At 70.3% G+C, this 22,117-nt stretch carries 14 protein-coding genes and 1 pseudogene; 6 read left to right on the plus strand and 9 right to left on the minus strand.

Annotated features, from left to right (window positions below; genetic code table 11):
* Window positions 1-83: 83 nt before the first annotated feature.
* From IPN47_11220 to IPN47_11235, 4 genes and pseudogenes are all read right to left on the minus strand, one after another.
* Window positions 84-1,465, minus strand: a pseudogene (locus IPN47_11220) (DUF1552 domain-containing protein).
* A 20-nt stretch (window positions 1,466-1,485) separates the two neighbouring features.
* Window positions 1,486-3,912, minus strand: a complete 2,427-nt coding sequence (locus tag IPN47_11225; protein MBK9408596.1) for a DUF1592 domain-containing protein — start codon at window positions 3,910-3,912, stop codon at window positions 1,486-1,488.
* Between the two features lie 90 nt (window positions 3,913-4,002).
* Window positions 4,003-7,335 carry a protein kinase gene (locus IPN47_11230; GenBank protein ID MBK9408597.1) on the minus strand — a complete coding sequence of 1,111 codons (3,333 nt, stop codon included), beginning with the start codon at window positions 7,333-7,335 and terminating at the stop codon, window positions 4,003-4,005.
* Entirely contained in the window at window positions 7,335-7,925 is a 591-nt protein-coding gene (locus IPN47_11235) for a sigma-70 family RNA polymerase sigma factor (protein ID MBK9408598.1), read from the minus strand. Before IPN47_11235 ends, IPN47_11230 begins: the two co-directional genes overlap by 1 nt.
* 131 nt (window positions 7,926-8,056) lie before the next feature.
* Between IPN47_11235 and IPN47_11240 the strand changes: the two genes are divergently transcribed.
* The 6 genes from IPN47_11240 (at window position 8,057) to IPN47_11265 (ending at window position 16,462) form a co-directional block, all read left to right on the plus strand.
* The gene (locus IPN47_11240; GenBank protein ID MBK9408599.1) at window positions 8,057-9,763 is read left to right on the plus strand and encodes a tetratricopeptide repeat protein; all 1,707 of its coding nucleotides are present in this window, start codon (window positions 8,057-8,059) and stop codon (window positions 9,761-9,763) included.
* A gap of 274 nt (window positions 9,764-10,037) precedes the next feature.
* Window positions 10,038-11,051, plus strand: a complete 1,014-nt coding sequence (locus IPN47_11245) for an Ig-like domain-containing protein (GenBank protein MBK9408600.1) — start codon at window positions 10,038-10,040, stop codon at window positions 11,049-11,051.
* A gap of 238 nt (window positions 11,052-11,289) precedes the next feature.
* Window positions 11,290-12,138, plus strand: a complete 849-nt coding sequence (locus IPN47_11250; GenBank protein ID MBK9408601.1) for a PIG-L family deacetylase — start codon at window positions 11,290-11,292, stop codon at window positions 12,136-12,138.
* Window positions 12,135-13,892, plus strand: coding sequence for a glycoside hydrolase family 9 protein (locus IPN47_11255; protein MBK9408602.1), 1,758 nt, complete (start codon window positions 12,135-12,137; stop codon window positions 13,890-13,892). Before IPN47_11250 ends, IPN47_11255 begins: the two co-directional genes overlap by 4 nt.
* A 73-nt stretch (window positions 13,893-13,965) precedes the next feature.
* Window positions 13,966-14,445: a hypothetical protein gene (locus IPN47_11260; protein MBK9408603.1), complete on the plus strand. Its 480-nt coding sequence runs from the start codon at window positions 13,966-13,968 to the stop codon at window positions 14,443-14,445.
* Window positions 14,446-14,590: 145 nt separating this feature from the next.
* Window positions 14,591-16,462, plus strand: coding sequence for a CocE/NonD family hydrolase (locus IPN47_11265; GenBank protein ID MBK9408604.1), 1,872 nt, complete (start codon window positions 14,591-14,593; stop codon window positions 16,460-16,462).
* 77 nt (window positions 16,463-16,539) lie between these two features.
* Here the strand turns inward: IPN47_11265 and IPN47_11270 are convergent, their stop codons facing one another.
* Genes IPN47_11270 through IPN47_11290 form a run of 5 tightly spaced genes read right to left on the minus strand, consistent with a single transcriptional unit; the run spans window position 16,540 to window position 21,517 of the window.
* Window positions 16,540-17,484: a c-type cytochrome gene (locus IPN47_11270; protein ID MBK9408605.1), complete on the minus strand. Its 945-nt coding sequence runs from the start codon at window positions 17,482-17,484 to the stop codon at window positions 16,540-16,542.
* Window positions 17,485-17,488: 4 nt separating this feature from the next.
* Window positions 17,489-18,079: a Rieske 2Fe-2S domain-containing protein gene (locus IPN47_11275; GenBank protein ID MBK9408606.1), complete on the minus strand. Its 591-nt coding sequence runs from the start codon at window positions 18,077-18,079 to the stop codon at window positions 17,489-17,491.
* Between the two features lie 9 nt (window positions 18,080-18,088).
* Window positions 18,089-19,420 carry a cytochrome b N-terminal domain-containing protein gene (locus IPN47_11280; GenBank protein MBK9408607.1) on the minus strand — a complete coding sequence of 444 codons (1,332 nt, stop codon included), beginning with the start codon at window positions 19,418-19,420 and terminating at the stop codon, window positions 18,089-18,091.
* A complete protein-coding gene (locus IPN47_11285) occupies window positions 19,413-21,296 on the minus strand; it encodes an FAD-dependent oxidoreductase (protein MBK9408608.1) in 1,884 nt (627 codons plus the stop codon). Before IPN47_11285 ends, IPN47_11280 begins: the two co-directional genes overlap by 8 nt.
* The gene (locus tag IPN47_11290) at window positions 21,293-21,517 is read right to left on the minus strand and encodes a hypothetical protein (GenBank protein MBK9408609.1); all 225 of its coding nucleotides are present in this window, start codon (window positions 21,515-21,517) and stop codon (window positions 21,293-21,295) included. Before IPN47_11290 ends, IPN47_11285 begins: the two co-directional genes overlap by 4 nt.
* Between the last annotated feature and the right edge of the window lie 600 nt (window positions 21,518-22,117).

Consider the following 22,117-nt stretch of genomic DNA (forward strand, 5'->3'; position numbering starts at 1 on the left):
AGGCTCGTGTCAGGGCGCGCGCTCCGTCAGCGGGCGACGCCGCAGCCCGTCGGGGCGCCGGGCGTTCCGCGGAATGCGTCGGGTCAGAACGTGAACTCGCCGGTGCTGTCGCCAAAGCTCTGCAGGTCGTCCATCCCGAGCTTGTGCATGAGCGACAGCATCGCGTTGGCCATCGGCGTCCCATCGGGCGCCTTGAGGTGCTGGTTGCCGGCAAACTTGCCGTTGCCGCCGCCGAGCAGGATGAGCGGACAGCGACGGTGGTTGTGCGTGTTGCTGTCGGACATGGGCGAGCCATACACGATGGTCGTCTTGTCGAGCAGCGACTTCTCGCCGTCCATCGTCGACTGGAGCTTGTCCAGCAGGTACGGGAGGAGGCTCACGTGATAGCGGTTGATCTCGGCGAACTCCTTCACGCGCGCCGGGTTGTTGCCATGGTGCGAGGCGGGGTGGAAGCCGGTCATGATGCCGCTGTCGGGGTACACGCGGGCCGAGGCATCGCGCCCCATCTTGAACGAGAAGACGCGCGTCATGTCGGACTGCAGCGCCAGCACCTGCAAGTCGAACATGAGCTTCACATGCTCGCCGAACGAATCGGGGACCCCCGCCGGCGCGCCGGCGAGGTCGCGCACCTCGCCGCTGGAGTTGCGCTTCTCGACCTGCTGGATGCGGCGTTCGATCTCGCGGATGTTGTCGAGGTACTGGTCCATGCGCGCGCGGTCGCTGGCGCCGAGTTCGCGCTTGAGCTGCGCCACACGCGCGGTGATCCAGTCGAGCACACTCCCCGTGCTGCGCGTCCGCGCCGCGCGCTCTGCCGGCGTGCCTCCCGTGCCGAAGAGCTGCTCGAAGGCGACGCGCGGGTCGCGGATCATCGGGAGCGGTTCGGTGGGCGACGCCCACGAGATGGAGTCGGTGTACATGCACGAGTAGCCGTACGCGCAGCCGCCGGCGCGGTCCAGCGGCTCGATGCACAGCTGCATGGACGGGATCGGCGTCGCCTGCCCGAAGCGCTGGGCGTACATCTGGTCGAGCGACGTCCCCACGTAGATGTCCGAGCCCTCGGTCTGCGTGGGGTGCGCCTGCGTGAGGAAGACGGCGCTGGACCGGAAGTGATCGCCGCCGATCTCTTCGGACTTGTAGGCCTCGGCCATGCGCACGTCGGTGTTGCTGACGATGGTGAGGTACTTGCGCCAGGGCTCGAGCGGGGAGAGCGAGGTGGCGCCCAGGTCGAAGGCACTCCCGGTCGTGGGCGGCGCCCACAGGTGCTCGGTGAGGCCGAAGGGCGAGCAGCCGGCGGCGCCGTGCACCATCTCGAGGCAAAGGAGGCGCGCGGGGTCGGCGGCGCCGCCACGCGTCCCCCAACGCTGCGCAGCGGCGCCATGGCGTCGAGGTAGGGGAGTGCCACCATGGCCCCCATTCCCTTGAGGAAGGTGCGGCGCGGGAGGGGCTGACGGGTGATGATCGCCATCGGGTAAGTCCTCGGGTTCCTCAGCGGGACGACGACGGCGCGCCCTGCAGCGCGTCGGTCGCCTTGGTCGCGGCATCCTCGACGCGCTGCATGCGGAAGGCCGGGCTTCGCACGACGCCGAGAATGTAGGCCGACATCTTGTGGTCCTGCGCCGCCGCGTCGCGCACGATCTGGCGCACGGTCGGCATGTCGTACGCTTCCACGCGGCGTCCGACGGCGTACGCCATCAGGTTGCGCGTGAAGGTGCGCAGGAGGGTTTCCTCGCGGCGCAGGAGGGCCGCTTGCAGCTGGTTGAGGTTCTGCGCCTTCGTGCCGTCCCACAGGTCGCCGCGCGAGTCGATCGGCATGCCGTTGTCGCGCAGGCGCACGCGCCCGGTGACGTCGAACTGCTCCATCGCCAGCCCGATCGGGTCCATCATCTTGTGGCAGGAGCTGCAGGCGGGGTTCTTCCGGTGCTCCTCCATGCGTTCGCGCACGGTGAGGAGGCGGGCCCCCTGGTTCCCCGGCGTCGCCTCGAGGTCGGGGACCCCCGGCGGCGGCGGCGGCGGCGGTGAGTTGAGCAGCACCTCCATCACCCACTTGCCGCGCTCGACCGCCGAGGTGCGCGTGGCGTGCGAGGTGAGGGTGAGGACGCTGGCGTGCCCCAGGAGCCCCCGGCGCAGGGTATCGCTGTATTGCACCCGACGGAACTGGTCGCCGGCGACATTGGGAATGCCGTAGTGCTGCGCCAACCGTTCGTTCACGAAGGTGTAGTCGGCGCGATAGAGGTCGAGCACATTGCGATCGCCGCGCACGAGATCGTCGAAGAAGATCTCGGTCTCGCGGCGCATGGCGCGGCGCAGCTGCTCGTCGAAGTCCGGATACTGGCGGACGTCAGGCTGCACGATGTCGAGGTCCGGCAGCCGCAACCACTGCGCGGCAAAGCGCGTCGAGAGCGCGCTGGCCCGCGGGTCGGCGAGCATGCGGCGCACTTCGCGCTCGAGCCCGGCCGGCTGCGACAGCGCCCCACGCTGGGCGGCGGCGAGGAGCGCACGGTCGGGCGGGGATGACCAGAGGAAGAACGAGAGGCGCGAGGCCAGGTCGATGTCGCGCAGGCGATACGCCTTGCCCGCCGTTGCATCTGCCGGCGCGCGTTCGAAGCGGAAGACGAAGTCGGGCGAGGCGAGGAGCCCCTCCAGCGCGCCGCGCACACCGGCCTCGAAGCCACCGTCGGCGCTGGCGGCGTCGTACAGCGACATCAGGCCGCGGCGATCTTCGTCGGTGAGCGGGCGGCGATAGGCCTCGGTCGCAAGGCGCGTGATGATTGACTGCGCGCACGGGCGCGCCTGCGCCGGCGTGGCCGGCCGACAGGTGAGCAGTCGGCGACGCACGGGCGTTTCGGACACTCCCGTGGTGACAAACGGTCCCTTGACGGTGACGTCGCGCAGGTGCGGCAGGAGCGAGAAGCCGTATGCCGTCGCATTCGACGTGCTGCTCAGCGAATACTTGAGCGGGGAGATGAGGTCCTGCACCACCCCCTGGAAGCCGGGCGGGACGAAGGCGGCCGAGACACGGTGCGGACCCGCCGTCACGCGCACGGGATCGGTCGACATCGAGACGCCATTGGGATCCGAGGCGTGCATGAAACGATCGATGTCGAGGAGCGCGGCGCGCTCGCCGTCGATGGACACCTCGAGCTTCTCGCCGCGTGCGAGGCCGCCGGCAAAGGCGCCGGTGGTCTCGTGGAAGAAGTTCATCGTGAAGCGATACTCGCCGTCGGCGGGGAAGATGTGTTCCACCGAGATCCCCCCGCGCGTGCCGAACGGTGTTCCCTCGACGTGCTCCACCTGCGACGCCGTCTTGGGGACCGTGTACGTGTGCGACGCGGCGCTGGCCCTGGGGTTCCCCATGGCGAGCCAGCTGATGTCGCTCGCTGCCCGCAGGTAGCCGTCGAGCAGCGTGGGCGAGAGCGCCTGCACGTCGGCGATGTTGTCGAAGTTGTCGCTCTTGGTATCGGGCGGGAGGTAGATGCCGGCGTCGAGCTCCAGGCCGAGCAGTTGCTTCACCGACGCGCGATACTCGGCGCGGTTGAGGCGCTGGAAGGTGCGGTGGCCGGGGTTGGGGTTGGCCGCGAAGGCCGAGTCGAGTTGCAGCTCGAGCGACTGCACGAGCGCCGCGATCGTGTCGGGGGCGGGGCGCGCCGAGCCCGGTGGGGGCATCATTCCCGAGCGCAGCTTGGCGATCACCTTCTCGGCGACCTCGGACTGCGCGGGGGCGGTCCCGACGTCAAAGGCCGACAGCGAGAGATTGCCGCGCTTGGCCGTGGGGTTGTGACACCGCCCGCAATACTGCTTGACGACGGCGTTGAGTTCGGCCGGTGCGGGACGCGGCGGCGTTCGTGAGTTGGTGTGCTCCGGGAGCACCAGCACCAGTCCGAGCGTCACGGCCAGCGCGGGCAACGTCTTCATGCACGACCTCGTTCTCTGGGAACCCATGCCTGCGGGTCAAGCCGGGCGAAGTTGCCCCCCGGTCGCGCCCCCCCGCAAGCCTCGACACGATCACACCAAAGGTCGACGGCTCCGGGCGAGCGCCGATGCGCGAGATGCCCTGCTGCCCGCGTCGTGGGATGACGACTGGTTGACGACGTGGGTGACGGCGCCGAAGTTGGTCGGCATTGGTCCCTGTGCGCCCTGCACCCTGACGTCTCCTGGCATGCGGCTGGTTCGCCTCGTTGGACTCTTCGTCTTCTCACTGGCGTTGGGGAGCCTCACCCCCGCGGGGGTTTCCGCGCAGCAGGGCGACAGCCTGGCGGCCCAGGCGACGATGGAAACGTTTGCAAGGACCCACGCCGCAATCGCCGCCCTGCGCGACCGCGTCCAAGCCGAGCTGGCGGAACCCAAGAGCAAGAAGCCGGAAGTGCAGGCCGAGCTGCGCGAGAAGCTGCGCACCGAGCGCCTCCGACTGCTCAAGGAACACGGGCTCACCGAAGACGCCTTCACGCGGCTCACGCATCGCGTGGCGGTCGACGACGAGGCTCGCAAGGCGTTCGAGGCGGCGCTGGCCAGGTTGGCCGAGAAGAAGTAGGGGCGGCGGGGCGACGACCCGGCGCCTGACACCGACCGCGTGGCGCCTAACGACCGCGCAGGAGCGCCCGTCCGCGCGGGTCGGCCTGAAGCGGGGCCAGGTCGCGGAACGCGGACCCCGGCAGCCAGGAGTATCCCTCGACGCCGTGATTGATGGCCGCGGTGAGGTGGATGACCGCCTGCTCGGTGTCGCCGGCGATGGCGGCGAGGCGCGCCTGATACGCGAGGTACTCGCCGGTCTGGCGCGGCGTCGCCCGGCCGAGCCAGCGCTGCGCGCTGTCGCGCTCGCCGCGACGGGCGGCCACGAGCGCCGCGAGGCCGCGATAGAGCAACCGGTCCGGGTTCTCGTTCGCCAGCGACTCGAAGTAGGGGCGCGCGGCCTGGTAGTCGCCCAGGTCGTAGAAGACGCTCCCGAGCCAGTAGCGGTGCGCGCGATCGGTGGGCATCGCGACGAGGCGGTTGGAGAGCCACGCGACGGCGCGATTGCCGAGGCGACGCCCGTCGGCTTCGCGCCCGCGGCGGCAGCTCCTCCGTGGCGACCACCATCGCCGCCCCCTGCGACCAATAAACGTTGGCCGGAAGGGAGTCCCACGCGGCGAGCACCGAATCGATGCGGGCCACGTCGCCCATGGAGGCGAGGGCGCGCGCTTCGAGGACGAGTGCCACTCGGCGATCGGGGTAGCGTCGCGCCATCTCGCGCGCCGCTGCGAGTTCCTCGTCGTGTCGCCCGAGCATGTAGGCGGCGTGTGCCCGCTGCGTCCAGTATGAGCTCCACCCGCGTAGTTCGCCGCGATCCGGGTCCATCGACGTCAGCACCTGGCGCGCGGCACGCGCGTAGCCGGCGTTGAGCAGGGCCGCTGCGTAGTCGTAGCCGCCGCGGGAATTGGGCGCCGCCGCCACCGCCCGCTGGATCGCGGCACGCGCCGCCTCGCCGTCGCCGGCCAGCAGCGCCTCGAGGTAGCGCATCGACGACTCGTGGTACGTCCCGAGATCGCGCCGTTGCAGCCGGGCGCGCGCGACGAGCGATTCGGCCACAGCGTAGTCCCCGACGTTCCAGGCGGCGCGCGCCGCCATGAACAGCGACAGGGTGAACGTCGTGTCGCGTGCGAAGGCATCGCGGAACGATGCGAGCGACTCGGCGTAGCGCTGCGCGACGAAGTGATCGGAGCCGATGTCGTACGCCTGATACGCCGAGAAGGAGGGGGGCGAGTGGGAAAGGCCGGGGAGCGACGCGACGCGCTCGTCGCGCATCGAGGCCACGGCGCCCATGACCCGGTCCCGCAGTTGCGCGATCCCGGCTTCGGTGCTGTCGAAGGGGACGATGACGGCGGGGAGCGAAGCGATCTGCCGCCCCGAGCCCGCATCGATGAGCGCCCCATGGAAGTGGAGCGAATCGCGCCGCCGATAGATCGACCCGGTGACGATCGTCCCGGCGTGGACCTCATCGCGAAGCGATGCAACGAGCGGAGCGCCGGCCGCCGTCGCGCGATCGGAGGCGAGGCGCGCCTCGGACCACGGGACGACGCGCACCAGCCCGGTGCGTTGCAACCCTTCAGTGACCCAGTCGCCGGCAAAGCGCCCCATGACGTCGAGCGTGCTGTCACCCGTCTCGTTGCGCAGGACGGCCACCGCCACGGGTTCGGCGATCGTCCCGGGTGCAGTGGCGACCTGCGGTGGCGACGTATCGCCGCGACGCCAGACGGCGAACACCGCCAGCAGCAACGCCACCGCGACGGTGCCGACCATGGCGAGGGTGCGGCGGTCCGGCCGCGGTGCCTCCCGCGGCGCAGGGTGGGCGCGGGGGATCGATGCCGCGTTGAGCCACTCCACCACGTCGGTCATCGTGGCCGGGCGCCGGTCGGGAGCGGTGGCCACGCACGCCTGCAGCAGGGCGACGAGCGTCGTGGGAAACTCCGGGTGCGTCGCCAGGAGGCGCGCGGCCGCTCCTTCGGCGTCGGCGGTAGGGAGCGGCACGCCCGTGAGGAGTTCGATGCCGAGGATCCCCCAGGCATAGATGTCGGCGCGCGCGTCGACGTCGGCGGCCCCCACCGCCTGCTCGGGGGCCATGTAGCGGCGCGTGCCTAACGGCAATCCCGGCGTGGTGATCACCAGCGCCTCGGGCGACTGCTCGAGGAGCTTGGCGATCCCGAAGTCGAGCAGGTACGCGTGGCCGGCGGTGAGCAGGACGTTTTCGGGCTTGAGGTCGCGATGGACGATCCCCGCGTCGTGCGCGAACGCCAGCGCCCCGGCCACGTCACACAGGATCGACAACGCCTCTTCCCGCGACGGGCGGCCTCGGCGCAGGCGCTCGCGCAGCGTCTCGCCCTCCATCCAGGGCATCACGTAGTACAGCAGCCCGTCCGCATCGCCGGAGTCGATGAGCGGGACGATGTGCGGATGGGCGAGCGTGGCGGCGATGCGCACCTCGCGCAGGAAGCGATCGGCGCCGAAGAGGTGGGCGATGGATGGATCGAGCACCTTGATGACGACGTCGCGGTCGTGCTTGTGCTCGTGCGCCTTGAAGACCGTCGCCATGCCGCCGCGCCCGATCTCGTGGGCGATGGCATACGAACCGGCCAGCGCGCTGCCTAACGCCGTGGCGAGCCCTCCCGGGTCGGGCGCCAAGGCATCGGCGTCGAGGATACCGTCGGAACGGCGCGTGGCCTCGAGCAAGGCTTGCACCTCGCGCAGCAGCGTGGCGTCGCCGTCGCACTCATGCTCGAGCCACGATGCACGCTCCGCATCGGGGCGCTCCAGCGCCGCATCGAGGATCGCGAGCGCACGGCGAGCAAGCACGGTGTCTCCCATCAGGCCTCCTGCACCGCGTACAGCTGGCGATAGAGCCACGCACGTGCCTTCACCCAGTCACGCTGCACGGTGCGTGTGGTGATGCCGAGCACGTCGGCCGTCTCGTCCTCGGTGAGTCCGCCGAAATAGCGATACTCCACCACCTGGCGGAGCCGCGCGTCCACATCACCCAACCGCTCCAGCGCATCAAACAGCGCCAGCAGGTCCTCGGGCGACGTCTGCTGCGCCCCCACGCTGTCGCCGAGCGTCACGCGCACCGCACCGGCACCGCGCTTGTGGGCCCCGCGCCGGCGCGCGTGGTCGATCAACACCTGGCGCATGGCCCGAATGGTGATCCCAACGAAGTGCGAGCGATCGGCCGCCGGCACCGGCGACTCGTTCCCCGGCGACATCCCCAGGCGCAACCACGCCTCGTGGACCAGGTCGGTCGGGTTGAGCGTGTGATCGGCGCGCTCGCCGGAGAGAATGCGCCCCGCCACCCGGCGCAGTTCATCGTACACCATCGGGAAGATGCGCTCGCCCGCCTGCGCATCGCCGGCGCGCATGGCCGCCAGCAGTCGCGTGATCTCGGTTGTTTCGGTCTGACTCATTGCCCTGTTCCCCTGATCGCGCACGCACACCTGTCGTGATCGGACGGCGTGCTACGCAAGCGGAACGTACCGGGGTCGCGCGCCGCAAGCCACCCTGTGGCTTCGACGCAACCCCCACGCTCCGCAGAATCATGACGCCCCACTCCTGCAAACCCAGCGCCCCGCTTCAGCGCCACGCCGCACGCAGCGCCGCGGTTGTGGTCGCTTTGTCCGTGTTGTCCGTCACTGCCGTGTGTGCGCAAACGACACACGTCGCGCACGGCGAGGTCGCACGCGCCGCCGCGAATGAGCCCGGCGCCGTGGCACTCCTCCCCAGGCTCGGAAGCTGGCGACGCCGCATCGAGACGCGCGTGCCGCTCGCCCAGCGCTACTTCGACCAGGGACTCCGGCTGTACTACGCCTTCAATCACGCGGAAGCGGTCCGTGCGTTTCGCGAAGCGCAGCGCCTCGATCCCCGCTGTGTGATGTGCGTCTGGGGCGAGGCGCTCGCCCTCGGCCCCAACGTCAACGCACCGATGGACTCGGCGGCCGAGCAGCAGGCAATCGCCGCAACGCGGCGAGCGCTCGCGCTCGTGAAGGATGTGCGCGTGGACGATGAAGACGGGCGTTGGGTGCGCGCCCTCGCCGCCCGCTACGTGGGCAGTGCCGCGACGACACGGCGCGGTCGCGACTCGGCGTATGCGGGAGCCATGGCGCGGATCGCCGACGACAACCCTAACGATCCCGATGCGCTGGCGCTGGCCGCGGAGGCCACGATGGATCTCTCGCCCTGGCGCTATTGGACGCGCGAGGGGCGGGCGCGCCCCGGCACCCCCACCATGCTGCGCTGGCTCGAGCGCGGCATGATGACCTCTCCCGATCATCCGGGGATCTGTCACTTCTACATCCATGCGGTGGAAGCGGCGCAGCCCGAGCGCGCCGTGCGTTGTGCCGAGCGTCTGGCGGCGCTGATGCCCGGGGCGGGACACCTCGTGCACATGCCGGCGCACATCTACGTGCGTGTGGGGCGGTGGGCCGACGCCATCGAGAGCAACCGGCACGCGATCCACGCCGACGACGGCTACTTCGATGCCCCGCATACCCCCGACGACGCGTTCTACTCGGCCGCGTATCGCTCGCACAATCATCACTTTCTCACCTTCAGCGCGACGATGGCCGGGGCCAGTGCCATCGCCTTCGAGGCGAGCCGCGAGGTCGCGAAGACCGTCACCGCCGACGTCGTGCGCGGGGCGCCGTCGTTGCAGCCGATGCTCGCCATCCCGGTGCAGACGCTCGTGACCTTCGGCCGATGGGACGAAGTGCTGCGCACGCCGCTCCCTCCCGCGACGCTGCGCGTGGCCCTCGCGCACTTCTGGTATGCGCGCGGCGTGGCCTTCGCCGCCACCGGACGGGTTGCCGAGGCCAGGGCGACCATCGACTCGATCCGCGCCGTGGTGGCCACACTCGAACCGGGCGAGACACGTACGGCGCTCGACATCGCCGCCTTCTCGGTCGAAGGAGAGATCGCGCTGCGGGCGCAGGAAGCGGGGACGGCGGTACGAGCATTCACGAAGGCGGCGGCGCTGGAGGATGGACTGTCGTACATGGAACCGCCGACCTGGTACTACCCGGTGCGGCACTCGTTAGGAAAGGCACTGCTCGCCGCGGGACAGCCGCGCGATGCCGAACGGGTGTATCGCGAGGATCTGCGTCGTTTTCCGGAGAACGGGTGGGCGCTGCGCGGACTCGCGGTGTCGCTCGCGGCGCAGGGACGCGGCGCTGAGGCAGAGCAGGTGGAGCGACGCCTCGCCAAGGCGTGGCGAATGGCCGACGTGTCGATCGCGTCGTCGCGGTTCTGAGGACCGCGGCGAGGCGCCGGGGCGCGTGGCGGTGCTGCGCAGCACCACGTCCCGGAACGACACCACCCCGGGAGTGCTCCCGCCCCATGGGTGATTTGACCCATGCCTCCGCCGGGTCAGGTCCGACAACGTTCATCCAGGGTTTCGTGCGCTATTGCGAACGCGCCCCGCAGATCGAAGTCGGCACAACCTTCACGTCGTCGAGAGTCGTCGCGCGCGTCACGGGGGCGTGGGCGGTCGACGCATCGGTGCAGTCATACTGAGAGAGAGCCACATGTCGACACTGGCCCGCACATCCCGGTTTGGCGCGTTCGTGGTAGCGGCGGTCTTCCTGGCCGCCTGCGGGAACGATTCGAGCGCCCCCGTGCCGCCTCCGTCCGCCACGCTCGACGTCCTCGTGCCAGCGGGCGACTGGTACGAGGGGGACGTGACGACGTTGCGCGCCGTCGTGCGCGATGCGCGCGGCGTCGAGCTGCCGGGCGCCCCGATCGCCTGGTCGGTGAGTCATCCGACGCGCGCCGAGATCGCGCCTAACGGTGTCACGACCTTCGTGTCGCCGGGACCGGTGACCATCACCGCCAAGTCGGGTACGCTGTCGGCGAGCCGCGTGATCGACGTGCGGCGCCTCTCGGTGCTGTCGGTGACGATCCTGCCCACGCCACTCGCCTTTGCGCCTGGCGATGTGGCAGTCCTGGGCATTCGCGTGCGGGGCGAAGGTGGCCGTGACGTGACGGGGCGGCCCGTGACCCTCTCGTCCGACGACCCCAGCGTGGCCGTTATCGACGCGTCGGGGCGCCTGCGTGCCGTCTCGGTGGGAACGACCACGATTCGCGCGTCTGCCGAGGGGACGGAGGGGACGGCGCGCGTCGACGTGGCCGGAGGGCAGGCCACGCTGTCGCTGTCACGCGTGGACGACGGGCGCCTGCCACTGCTGGTCGCCGGGGATACCGTCTCGTGGAACGGCGCGCGCGAGTACCATGAGGTCTTGGTCGAGGGGGGTGAACTGCGACTCAGCGGCGGCACGACGCCGCGCTACGCGATCGACATTCGCTACGCCGAGTACCATGTCACCGGACCGGCCGGTGGGCGCACCTACACGCTTCGCGCCACCTGGCGCGAGCGCGACTTCGGTGTCGTGCAGTACGATGCGCGCGGCGACCTGCTCATGACGTCGGAGTTCATCTCGCCGTTGCATCACACCGCGGAGGCGGTCTCCGGCGGCGTGCGGGTGCGCTTTCGCATCCCGGGCGAGGACTCGTACCTCAACCTGCTCTATCGTCGCGACTGACGGGTCGCGAGCCTGATCCGTTTGGCGGCCGCGACGCACCACGCCGGCTGCCGGCGATCGATGGCAGCGGGTCACGCCATCGGGCGCGACGGCACGCACACGGAGTGCTGGCGCGCGCGTGGCCAGGCGAGACGGGGGGTACGGAAGTCGCTCGAGCGCGCGGGCGATGGTGACGCCGCGGACGGCGTGAGGTAGACTCTCTCATGGCTGTCCGTCGACGCTTCTCGTCCCTCCCAGCATGCTCGCTCGTCCGGTAGTGGCTCGCCAGCTCCTGGCTCGTGAGCCCGTGGGTGGCCACGCACTCGCTCGTGCGGTCGCCGCATTCCTCGTGGGGATCGCGGCCGCGGCATCAACCGTCGCGGGGGCACAGGAGGGCGCGCCACGCGTGCCGGCGCGCACCATCCTCGCCATCGGCGCCCACGCGGGCGACATGGAGCTCACCACCGGTGCCGTGCTCGCCGGCGCCAGGCAGCGCGGCGACCGTGTGGTGCTGCTCCATCTCACGTTAGGCGAAGGCGGGAACCCCGCGCTGTCGCCGGCCGCCTACGGCGACCAGAAGCGGCGCGAGGCGCTGGCCGTCGGTGCCGCGCTCGGCGCCGAGGTGCGCTTTGCACCCTATCGGGATGGCGAGCTGCCCGACGACGACGCCGCGCGCCGCTACGTGGCCGACGTCATCCGCGAGGTGCGCCCCACGCACGTCTTCACCCACTGGAAGGACGGAATGCACAAGGACCACATCGCGGCGAGCGCCATCGCGCGCGATGCGGTGCTGCTGGCCTCGCTCGCCGGCGTGGTCACCGACCATCCCGCGTGGCGCGGCGTGCGCGCGGTATGGTACGCCGATAACTGGGAGGATGCGCCCGGGTTCGCGCCGTTCGTCTACGTCGCGGTGGGCGACGCGTTCGAGACGTGGCGCTCGGCGGTGGTGCGGTACGAGTTCGTGGGCGGGCGGATTTCGTCGTTCCCGTATCTCGACTACTACACGGCGCTGGCGACGGTGCGCGGGGCGGTCGCCGGCAAGGGGCGCGCGGTCTCGTTCGCCATCGAACCGTTCGGGCAGCGTCGGGTGCTGGACTCGATCCCATGAGCCTCGCATCGCTGGGCGCCTTGCTGCTGGCGGCTGTCGCGCCGGACAGCGCCGTCATCCGGTTCAACCAGCTTGGCTATCCGAGCGACGCGCCCAAGGTGGCAGTGGTGTGCGCGCTGCGGGAGATGCGACTGGCGCGATTCGACGTGCGCGATGCGACGGGTCGCATCGTGTTGCGCGGCGAGGCCACGGTCAGCGCGCCATTTGCGGCGTGCGTGCGCACGTGGCGGCTCGACTTCTCGTCGCTCCGGCGCGACGGGAGCTACCAGGTGCGTGCGGGGACACTGGCGCCGGTCACGGTACGCATTGCGCGCGCGCCATATCGCGCCGCCGCCGACTCACTGCTGGTGTACATGCGGCAGCAGCGCTCGGGCTACAACCCGTTCTTCGGGGCGCTCGTTCACCAGCGTGACGGGATCGTGGTGGGGGATTCGCCGCGCGCTGGGGAGTTTGTTGGCGTGAGCGGCGGGTGGGCCGACGCCTCGGACTACCTGCAGTACGTCACGACGTCGGCCAATGCGACCTTCGTGATGCTGAAGGCCTATCGCGACCATCCGCGCGCCTTTGGCGACGCCTTCGCAGCCAACGGAGACGCAGGAGGCAATGGCGTGCGCGATGTACTCGACGAGGCGCGGCACGGGCTGACGTGGCTGGTGAAGATGTTCCCCTCCGACCGCGAACTCTACAACCAGCTCGGCGACGACCGCGACCATGTGTACGGCGACCTGCCGACGACCGACAGCTCGGACTATGGCTGGGGAAAGGGAAAGGAGCGGGCGCTGTACCCGTGCACCGGGAAGCCGCAGGGACTGTTCCGCTACACCAATCGCGCGACCGGCTATGCGTCGACCGCGGGGAAGGTGGCGGCGGCAATGGCGTTAGGCGCGCAACTCCTGCGTGAGCGCGACCCGGCCTTTGCCGACACACTGGCGCGCAAGGCACGCGCGGCCTTCGCGTTGGGCGAGGAGTTCCCGGGCGTCTGCCAGACGGCACCCGGGCGGGCGCCGTACTTCTATGAGGAGGACAACTGGGTCGACGACATGGAGTTGGGGGCGTCACAGCTCTTTACCCTCACGCACGATGCGCGCTACCTGCGCGCAGGGGTCGCGTATGCGGCCACGGAACCTGTCACCCCGTGGATGGGGGCCGACACCGCACGCCACTACCAGTGGTATCCGTGGTTCAACAACGGGCATCACGAGCTCTGGCGCGTGGGCGGAGCTGCCGATCGACGGGCGATGATCGAGTACTACCGTCGCGGGCTCGAGGCGGTCGTTGCACGCGCCGGCAACGGCTTTCGTGTCGGGATTCCCTTCATCTGGTGCTCCAACAACCTCATGGCGTCGTTCGCCACGCAGGCCCTGCTCTTCCGCCAGATGAGCGGCGACACGCGCTTCCGGTCCTACGAACAGGCCGCGATCGACTGGCTCTTCGGGACCAACCCCTGGGGGACGTCGATGGTCGTGGGGATCCCCGAGGGCGGGACGTACCCTCGCTCGCCACACTCCGATATCTGGAAGCAGCTCGGCGTGCGGCTGACGGGCGGGCTCCTCGACGGACCGGTGTACCGGTCGATATACCAGAGCCTCATCGGGATCAAGCTGCTGGAGGCCGACGAGTACGCGCCCTTCAACACGGGGTTCGTCGTGTATCACGATGACTACGGCGACTATTCGACCAACGAACCGATCATGGATGGGACGGCGAATCTCGCCTATCTGCTTGCCGCGGTCGGGGAGGAGCGTGGGCGCTGAGCGCGGCGTGCGCTCGCCGCGGCCACCTGACGCGGCCCCTAGCGGCGGAGCTCACGCCTTCGCAGCGTAACGCATGCGAACTCCCCGCTCCGTTGCGACGCGCCTGGCGATGACCGGTGTGGCGCTCGTCCTGCTCGCCATGCCGCTGTGGGCGCAGCCCGGCAACCCGCGCTTCGGCCGCTGGAAGCTCAAGTCCGACGCCCCGCCCCCGGCCAGCAACATCATGACCTACGAGGCGCACGGCACCGCTGGCATGAAGGTCACGATCGAGTCGGTGAACGCGAAGGGCGACACGACGCGCTGGTGGTACGTGACCGACTTCGATGGCAAGGCGATGCCCGTCAGCGGCAACCCTGGGCAGTCGCACGCCGCCGTGCGGCGCATCGACGAGCGCATCAACGAGATCGTGAACGCGAAGGACGGCGTGGTCACGCAGCGATTGACCAACATCCTCTCCCCCGACGGCAACACGATTGCCGTGGTCTACATGCGGGATGACGGCTCGGGGCGGACCAGCAGCGTCACCTTCGCCACGTACGAACGCGTGCGCTGACCCGACGGGCCTTGGCTCGCGGGTCGTCGGCCGACCGACGGGCACCTTTGTGCAGCGCTAGCGCGTGCGGGCGATGGCAGCGCACGTCTTTGCACAGCGAAGCGGCGATTGGAGCGTAAGTTCTGGTGACTCCCACGCCCCGCTTATGACACCGCACACCCGATTCCCGCAGCGCGCCCGCGCGATCCTTGCCGGCGCCCTCGTCGCTGGTTCGTTCCTCGCCCCGCTGCCGACGCGGCTGGCCGCACCGCTGGCCGCGCAAACCCCTGCTGCCGACGACCTCGACCGCCGAGAGGTGCGCATCACCACGCGCGATGGCGCCAAGCTCTTCACGGTCGTGGTCGCTCCAAAGACCCAAAGCAAGCCGCTGCCGATCATGCTGGTGCGCACGCCGTACGGCGTAAACCAGAACCTGCGCCCCGGCCCCATCCCGATCGCGTACGCCGAGTTGGCGAAGGATGGCTACACCTTCGTCTTCCAGGACGCGCGCGGGACCGGGCGATCGGAGGGGAAGTTCATCATGAACGGCGCGCTCCACGACCCCAAGGCCGATCCCAACGGTGTCGACGAAGCGACCGACACGTACGACACCATCGACTGGCTGGTGAAGAACATCCCCAACAACAACGGGCGCGTGGGGGTCATGGGGGTGTCGTATCCCGGATGGCTCGCCGGGATCGCCGCGCTCAGCAACCACCCGGCGCTCAAGGCGGTCTCGCCGCAGGCCCCGATGACCGACACCTGGATGGGCGACGACTTCTTCCACCAGGGGGCGTTCCGCCAGTCGTTCGGGGTGGAGTACGCCACGGCGATGGAGTGGTCACGTCAGGTCCCGTCGCCGCTCAAGATCAACCGCTACGACCGCTACGACTGGTATCTCCAGTTCCTCACCCTCAAGGAACTCGGCGCCAGGAACGGCATCGACACGCTGGCGTCGTGGCGCGGCTTCAAGACGCACCCGGCGTGGGACGCGTACTGGCAGGCGAAAGCGATGCAGAAGGTCTGGACGGTGCCTAACGTCGCCGTGCTCAACGTGGGCGGCTACTGGGACCAGGAGGATGTGCTGGGACCGCAGGAGGCCTACCGGACGCTGGAGAAGGCCGACGGGAAGCAGTGGAACCACATCGTGCTCGGCCCCTGGTTCCACGGCGGGTGGGCGGGGCGCGCGACCGACACCTTCGGGCCGATGAAGTTCGGCAGCGACGTGGGGCTGTACTACCGCGCCAACATCGAGCGCCCCTGGTTCGCCAACTGGCTCCATGGCGACGGGACCGCGACGTTCAGCGAGGCCTATCTCTTCGAGGTGCAGGGAAACACGTGGCGCACCTTCGACGCCTGGCCGCCGCGCGAGGCGACGGCGTCCAAGCTGTACCTGCACGCCGACGGGGTGCTCTCGTTCGACGCGCCCACCGCGCTGGCGAAGACATCGTACACCAGCGACCCACGGCGGCCGGTGCCATACATCGCGCGCCCGGTGGACGGGACGCGCTGGCGGCAGTGGCTGGTCGAGGATCAGCGCTTCGTGCACAACCGCCCCGACGTGGTGAGCTGGGAGAGTGCGCCGCTCGAAAAGGACGTCGTGATTGCCGGCGACGTGACGGCCCGGCTTTTTGCCAGCACCACCGGGCGCGACGCCGACTGGGTGGTGAAGCTCATCGATGTGTATCCCGACACGGTGGCCACCGATCCGAAGCTGGGCGGCTACCAGCTCATGGTCGCCGCCGACATCCTCCGCGGCCGCTACCACAAGAGCTTCAGCGTCCCGCGCCCGCTGACGCCGAACGTCGTCACCCCGTTCACCGTCGACCTGCACCAGCAGCTGTACCGCTTCCAGAAGGGGCATCGCATCATGGTGCAGGTGCAAAGCACCTGGTTCCCGCTCTACGACCGCAACCCGCAGACGTGGGTCCCCAACATCTTCGAGGCCAAGGCGAGCGACTTCAGGGCGCAGGTACACACGATCCACTCGGGGCCGCGCACGCCGAGCCATATCGCGGTGGGGGTGCTGCCGAACTAGTCGGCGCACCACGCACGAACGGCGCGTCGTCAGGCCGACGCGCCGCGGTATCGCACCCGGAGGGGTGGCAGCTCCCGTTACGGAATCGGGATCTTCCGCCCCTCCTTCCATGTCGGGTCGCTGGGCGCCGTCGCCTGCTGTGCGCGCAGGAAGAGGATGAGCGAGCGGATCTGCGTCGCGTCGAGCATCCCCGCGCTCCCCTTCCCCCAGCCGAGCATCGTCGTCCCCGGTACGCCAACCGTGATGATGGAGTCGACGCGCTCGTCGGTGGCGAACTGCAGGTACTCGCGCGAGATGAGGAGTGGCGCCAACCCCTTGGCCATTCCGGGGACCGGGACGTGGCACGAGGCGCAGTACGACCCCCACAGCGTTTGACCCTTGGCGATGGTCGGGGCCTCCGTGCGCAGGGGCGGTGCACCTGGCGGCGGGGCTCCCGGACCGCCACCGCGACGCTCCTCGCGCGCACGCGCCCGTTCGCGCGCGCGGCGCTCGCGCCACTTGGCCACCACGGGACGCTCCGCCGCAGGCGGGGCCGCCACCCCCTTCTTCCACTCGGGGACGCTCACCGCGACCGAGTCGTACGACTTGATGAACTCCGACAGCTGCCGCACCTCTTCCATCGTGAGCGGGCCGCCGAAGTCCTGTGACCAGGCCGCCATCGCCGTTCCGGTGCGCCCGCCCGCGATCGCCCATTCCACCTGCTGCACCGTCGCCTGCTGCAGGTACTCCCTGGACCGCAGCGTCGATGCCGTGCGCCCCCCGCCCCCGTTGTCGCCGTGGCAGGAGGCGCAGTGCATGGCGAAGGTCTTCTCCCCCATCTCGATGTAGGCGAGCTGCCGCTCCTCGCGCGCCGCCGCCAGGCGCCGCGGTTCGCGCCACGCGTACACCGGGAAGGCCGCCAGCAGCAAGACGATGCACCCGATCCCCGCCAGGTACCAGCGGTCGAGCGAGCGCTCGAGCCACTCGCGCTCTTGCGGCGTGTCGCGCTCGTGCGGTATGTCGCGGTCGAGGGGAGGGCTCATCGTCTCACGTGGCCAGGTTCACGCACGACGCCCCCAGCGCGGGGCGCTCGTGCTCCTTGGCGCCGAGGGGCGGCCCTTCGACCAGCGTGCGCGTGTCGACCACCACGCGCCCCTCGTCCACGCTCAGGGCAAAACGATCGATCCCGCGCGGCGACGGTCCCGAGATCCACTCGCCCCCCAGGTTGAACTGCGAGCCGTGGCACGGGCACTCGAAGCGCCCCGACCCTTCGCAGTACGGGAGGCGACAGCCCAGGTGCGGACAGTTCTGCGTGAGGGCAAAGAGCTTCCCCTCCGATCGCGTGAGCCAGAAGCGCCCGGCCGCGACGTACGTCGCGCTCCCCTCGGTGAAGCCCTCGGGGGCGCCGAGGATGACGCGCTCGCCTTCGTTCGTATTGCCTAACGGGCGGAGGGCGATGAAGGTCGTGTAGCCGGCGGCGGCAGCGAGCAGCCCCTGCCCGATGCGCCACGCCATGCGCAGCGCCTCCCGCCGCGAGTGGTCGACCGGGACGCCGACGCGCGCGCCCCGCCCGCCACCGCCACCGGTCGCGGCACCGGGTCCGCCTAACGTCACGCCCACCGTTCCGTCGCCTGCCATCGCTCGCTCCTACGGCTCGAAGTACCAGTGCTCCCACGGGAGGACCCAGACCCACCCGGGCCCGCGGAAGAGCGCCCCGATGATCGTCAGCACCAGGGCGATGATCCCCAGCAGGACGATCGTCGCCACTGCCACCCGGCGCTCGCGCAGCGGCCTACCCGCGTTGCGGTCGAGGTAGGGGAGGAAGACCAGCCACGCCCCCAGCACGATGGGAACCAGGACCCCCGCGATCACCGGGTCGAAGTGCGCCAGCAGCTCCTGCAACCCCACGAAGTACCACGGCGCCTTGGCCGGTTCGTGCGTGAGGTTGGGGTTGGCCAGCTCGCGCAGCGGCGCCTCGAAGGCGATCCCCATCGCCAGGCAGATGGCGACCACGGCAAACGCGATCACCTGGTGGCGCACGATGAGGTGCGGCCAGGTGAAGACCGTGTCATCCTCCTCCGGGGGCTCGCGCTCCACCCCCGTCCGCTCCACCACACCGAGCAACCGCACGCGCTCGTCAGGCGCCACCGGATACGGCGTGTCCGGACGCTCGCCGCGCCCCTCCGGGAGCGGCGCACCATCGGCCACCGCCCATGGCGGCGCCCCGCCGCGCGCCACCGCGAAGCCGTCCTTCCGCACCCGCCAGATGTGCACCGCGATGAGGAGGAAGAAGAAGATCGTCAGCACCGCCACGTGCAACACGTAGAAACGCAGCAGCGTCGACTGCCCGATCGTCGATCCGCCGAGGAGGAGGGCGCGCAGCTCCGTTCCCACGAAGGGGACGTAGTGCACCAGGTCGGAGGCGACGCGCACCGCCCAGTACGAGAGCTGGTCCCAGGGGAGGAGGTAGCCGGTGAACGAGTAGGCGAGCGTGACGATGAGGAGCCCCACGCCGATCACCCAGTTGAACTGGCGCGGCTTGGCATACGCTCCGGTGAGCATCACGCGCCCCACGTGCAGCGCGGTCGCCAGCACCATCAGGTGCGCCCCCCAGCGGTGCACGTTGCGCAGCAGCTGCCCGAAGCCCACCTCGGCCCGCAGCCGCTGCATGTCGCCGTACGCGTTGGCCACCGACGGTGTGTAGAAGAACATCAGGTAGGTCCCCGTGACCGCGAGGATCACGAAGAGGACCGTCGTGATGTAGCCCAGCCGGAACGAGTAGCGCCACTGCAGCACGCGCCACGGGACCTTCACCGGGTACAGGTGGAGGAAGACGTTCCCGAAGCTCTTGAGCGCGCGCCCACGCGCCGTGTCGAGCGGCGGCGTGCGAAAGATCGAGCGATAGGCCTCGCTCGCGCGCAGGCGGGCCATGAGTCCGTGCGGCGGCGCCGCCCCCGGCTCCAGCGACTCGTCAGGCATGCGCCAGCTCCCGCGTTCCCATCGGCACCAGCTCCACCATCGTCAGCGCCTGCGGCGGGCAGCGCTCCACGCACAGCCCGCAGCGGATGCAGCGCGCCTCGTCGAGCGACAGCACCACCGTCCCCGCGTCGCCTGCGCGCAGCGCGATGCACCGCTCCGGACAGACATCGGCGCACAGCCCGCACAGGATGCACCGCTCGGCGCGCAGCGTGACGTTGGCGTGGCAGCGCAGGCAGCGCTGCGCCTCGCGCACCGCCGCCCCCTCGTCGAGCACCCCTTCCACTTCGCGCCCCATCGTGCGGTCGCTGGCGGCGATGACCGGAAGTGCAGCGCGCGGCGCCGCGTCGTAGTCACTCCAGTGGCGGTGCCACGGCGTCGCCAGCCGCAACGTCGCGGCCTCGCCCCATGCGTCACCCAGCGCCGCGCCGGCGCCCGACGCCGCGCCGGCGCCCGACTCCAGGAACGCCGAGATCCCCGCCGCGGCGCGCCGTCCATCGGCGATGGCGTTGATGAGGAAGCGCGGCCCGAAGGCGATGTCGCCGCCGGCCCAGACCTTGGGATTCGACGTGCGGAGCGTCGTCGCGTCGACCGCGGCCAGTGAGCCGCGGACGAGCGGCGCCGGGAGGAACGACGTGTCGGCCTCCTGCCCCACCGCGAAGATCACCGTATCGCAGTCGAGCCGTTCGACCGGCGCCGAATCGTCGACCACCGGGGCGAAGCGCCCGTCAGGGGCAAAGACCGTCACGACCGGGCGCAGCGAGACGCCCTGCACGCGTCCGTCGCCCACGATCGCCTGCACCGAGCGCCGGTGCAGCATCCGCACCCCTTCGCGCTCCGCCTGGCGCCACTCGTCAGGCTCGGCGGGGAGTTCTTCGCGTCCCTCGATGGAGACGACCGTCACCTCGCGCACCCCTGCGGCGCGCGCCGTGCGGGCGACATCGAGCAGCGCCTGCAGCGCACCGTGGACATCGCCAGGCGCAACGTCGGGGCGAGCGCCGTCCGTGGTGAGCGCCGCCGTTCGCGCCGCCGTGCGCGCCGCATCGAAGGCCACGCTGCCGCCGCCGATCACCACCACGCGCTCGCCGACGACCAATGCCTCCTCACCAGCACTGCCGGCGAGAAACGCCACTGCCGTCGTGACTCCGGGCAGGTCGCGCCCTTCAATTGACAGGCGCTTCCCAACGCCCGTCCCCGCCGCGACGAACACCGCGTCGAAAGAGTCGACCAGCGCCTCCATCCGCACGTCCACCCCAACGCGCGTGCGCAACCGCACCTCCACCCCCAACTCCGTGACCCCCGCGATCTCTGCGGCGATGAGCTCCCTCGGAAGCCGAAACGGCGGAATCCCATGTACCATCATCCCGCCAAGCGCTGCGGATGATTCGAACAGCGTCACGGCATGCCCCGCCAGCCGCAAGTCGTGCGCGCAGGCCAGCCCCGCCGGCCCCCCGCCGACAATCGCTGCGCGCTTACCGCTGTCGGGGGCCGGTGCTCCGATCGCTTCGCGCCACAGCGAGCCCCCCGTCTCGCGCGCCGCCTCGACCCCGAAGCGCGACGCGACGAAGCGTTTGAGCGCCCGAATCGCCACCGGTGCATCGATCGCCCCCCGTCGGCATTTCGTCTCGCACGGCGCCGCGCAGACGCGCCCGCAGATCGACGGGAAGGGATTCGGCCGCCGCGCGATGCGATACGCATCGGCGAAGCGCCCCTGGGCGATCGCCGTCACGTAGCCCCCGGCGTCGGTGTGCACCGGGCAGGCCGTGCGGCAGGGGACGTTCTCCAGCCACCAGCGCGCGTCGGGGAGAACCGGGGCGAGCGGGAGGGCGCGCCCGGCGCTTCCCCGTTCCGCACCGACCGGGAGGGCGGTCGCCGTCATGGCGCCCCCCGCCGCTGGAGCCGGGTCGCCCCCCAGGCGACGGCGGCGAAGGCCACCACTTCATAGAAGGTGGCGACCGCGACGCGAAGCTCCCGCGCTCCGCCCAGGTGGTTCATGATGAGGTTCGGGACCACCGCGAGCACGACCGCCGCCGCCGCCACCGCCACGACGGCGAGGGCTGCGGCCAGTGGCCAGGCGACCGGTTGGAGCTCCTTCGGCACTGCGCGATCCGGAATAGGGGGGCGTGTCTTTGGATATCTCGCCCGTGGTACTACCGGTCGCGAGAGGGAATCGCCGACACGGCGAGACGGATTCGGGCGCGTTGGGCTGTAGATTCCATGCGGCGTCTCCCAACGCCCGCTCGACCGCGCGCGGTCGCCCTCTCGCCCCCGTCATGTCCCGCTCCGCGCCTCCGCCGCCGCCCCCCCGCCCCCAGACCCAGCCGGTCTCCGAGCGCTCGCTGACGCAGTTCCTCACGGTCCTCGGCCGCGCCGTGCGCCTCCGCTGCCCGCACTGCGGCCAGGCCCCCGTCCTCATCTCCTGGGGGAAGATCCACGAGCGCTGCGCGCACTGTCACTTCCGTTTCGAGCGCAGCAGCGACTCGTACTTCACCGGGGCGATGTTCTTCAACCTCATCACCGCCGAGTTCCTCTTCGCGGTGGGGATGGGGACGGCGATCGTTGCCATGTGGCCCGACATCAACTGGGACTACCTCACCTACGGCGCCGTGGGCGGGATGGCGATCACGCCGATCGTCCTCTACCCGTTCTCCAAGGTGTTGTACCTGACGGTGGACACCTTCATGCGCCCGGTACGGCCGG

It is taken from the genome of Gemmatimonadota bacterium, assembly GCA_016719105.1.
GTDB lineage: Bacteria > Gemmatimonadota > Gemmatimonadetes > Gemmatimonadales > Gemmatimonadaceae > SCN-70-22.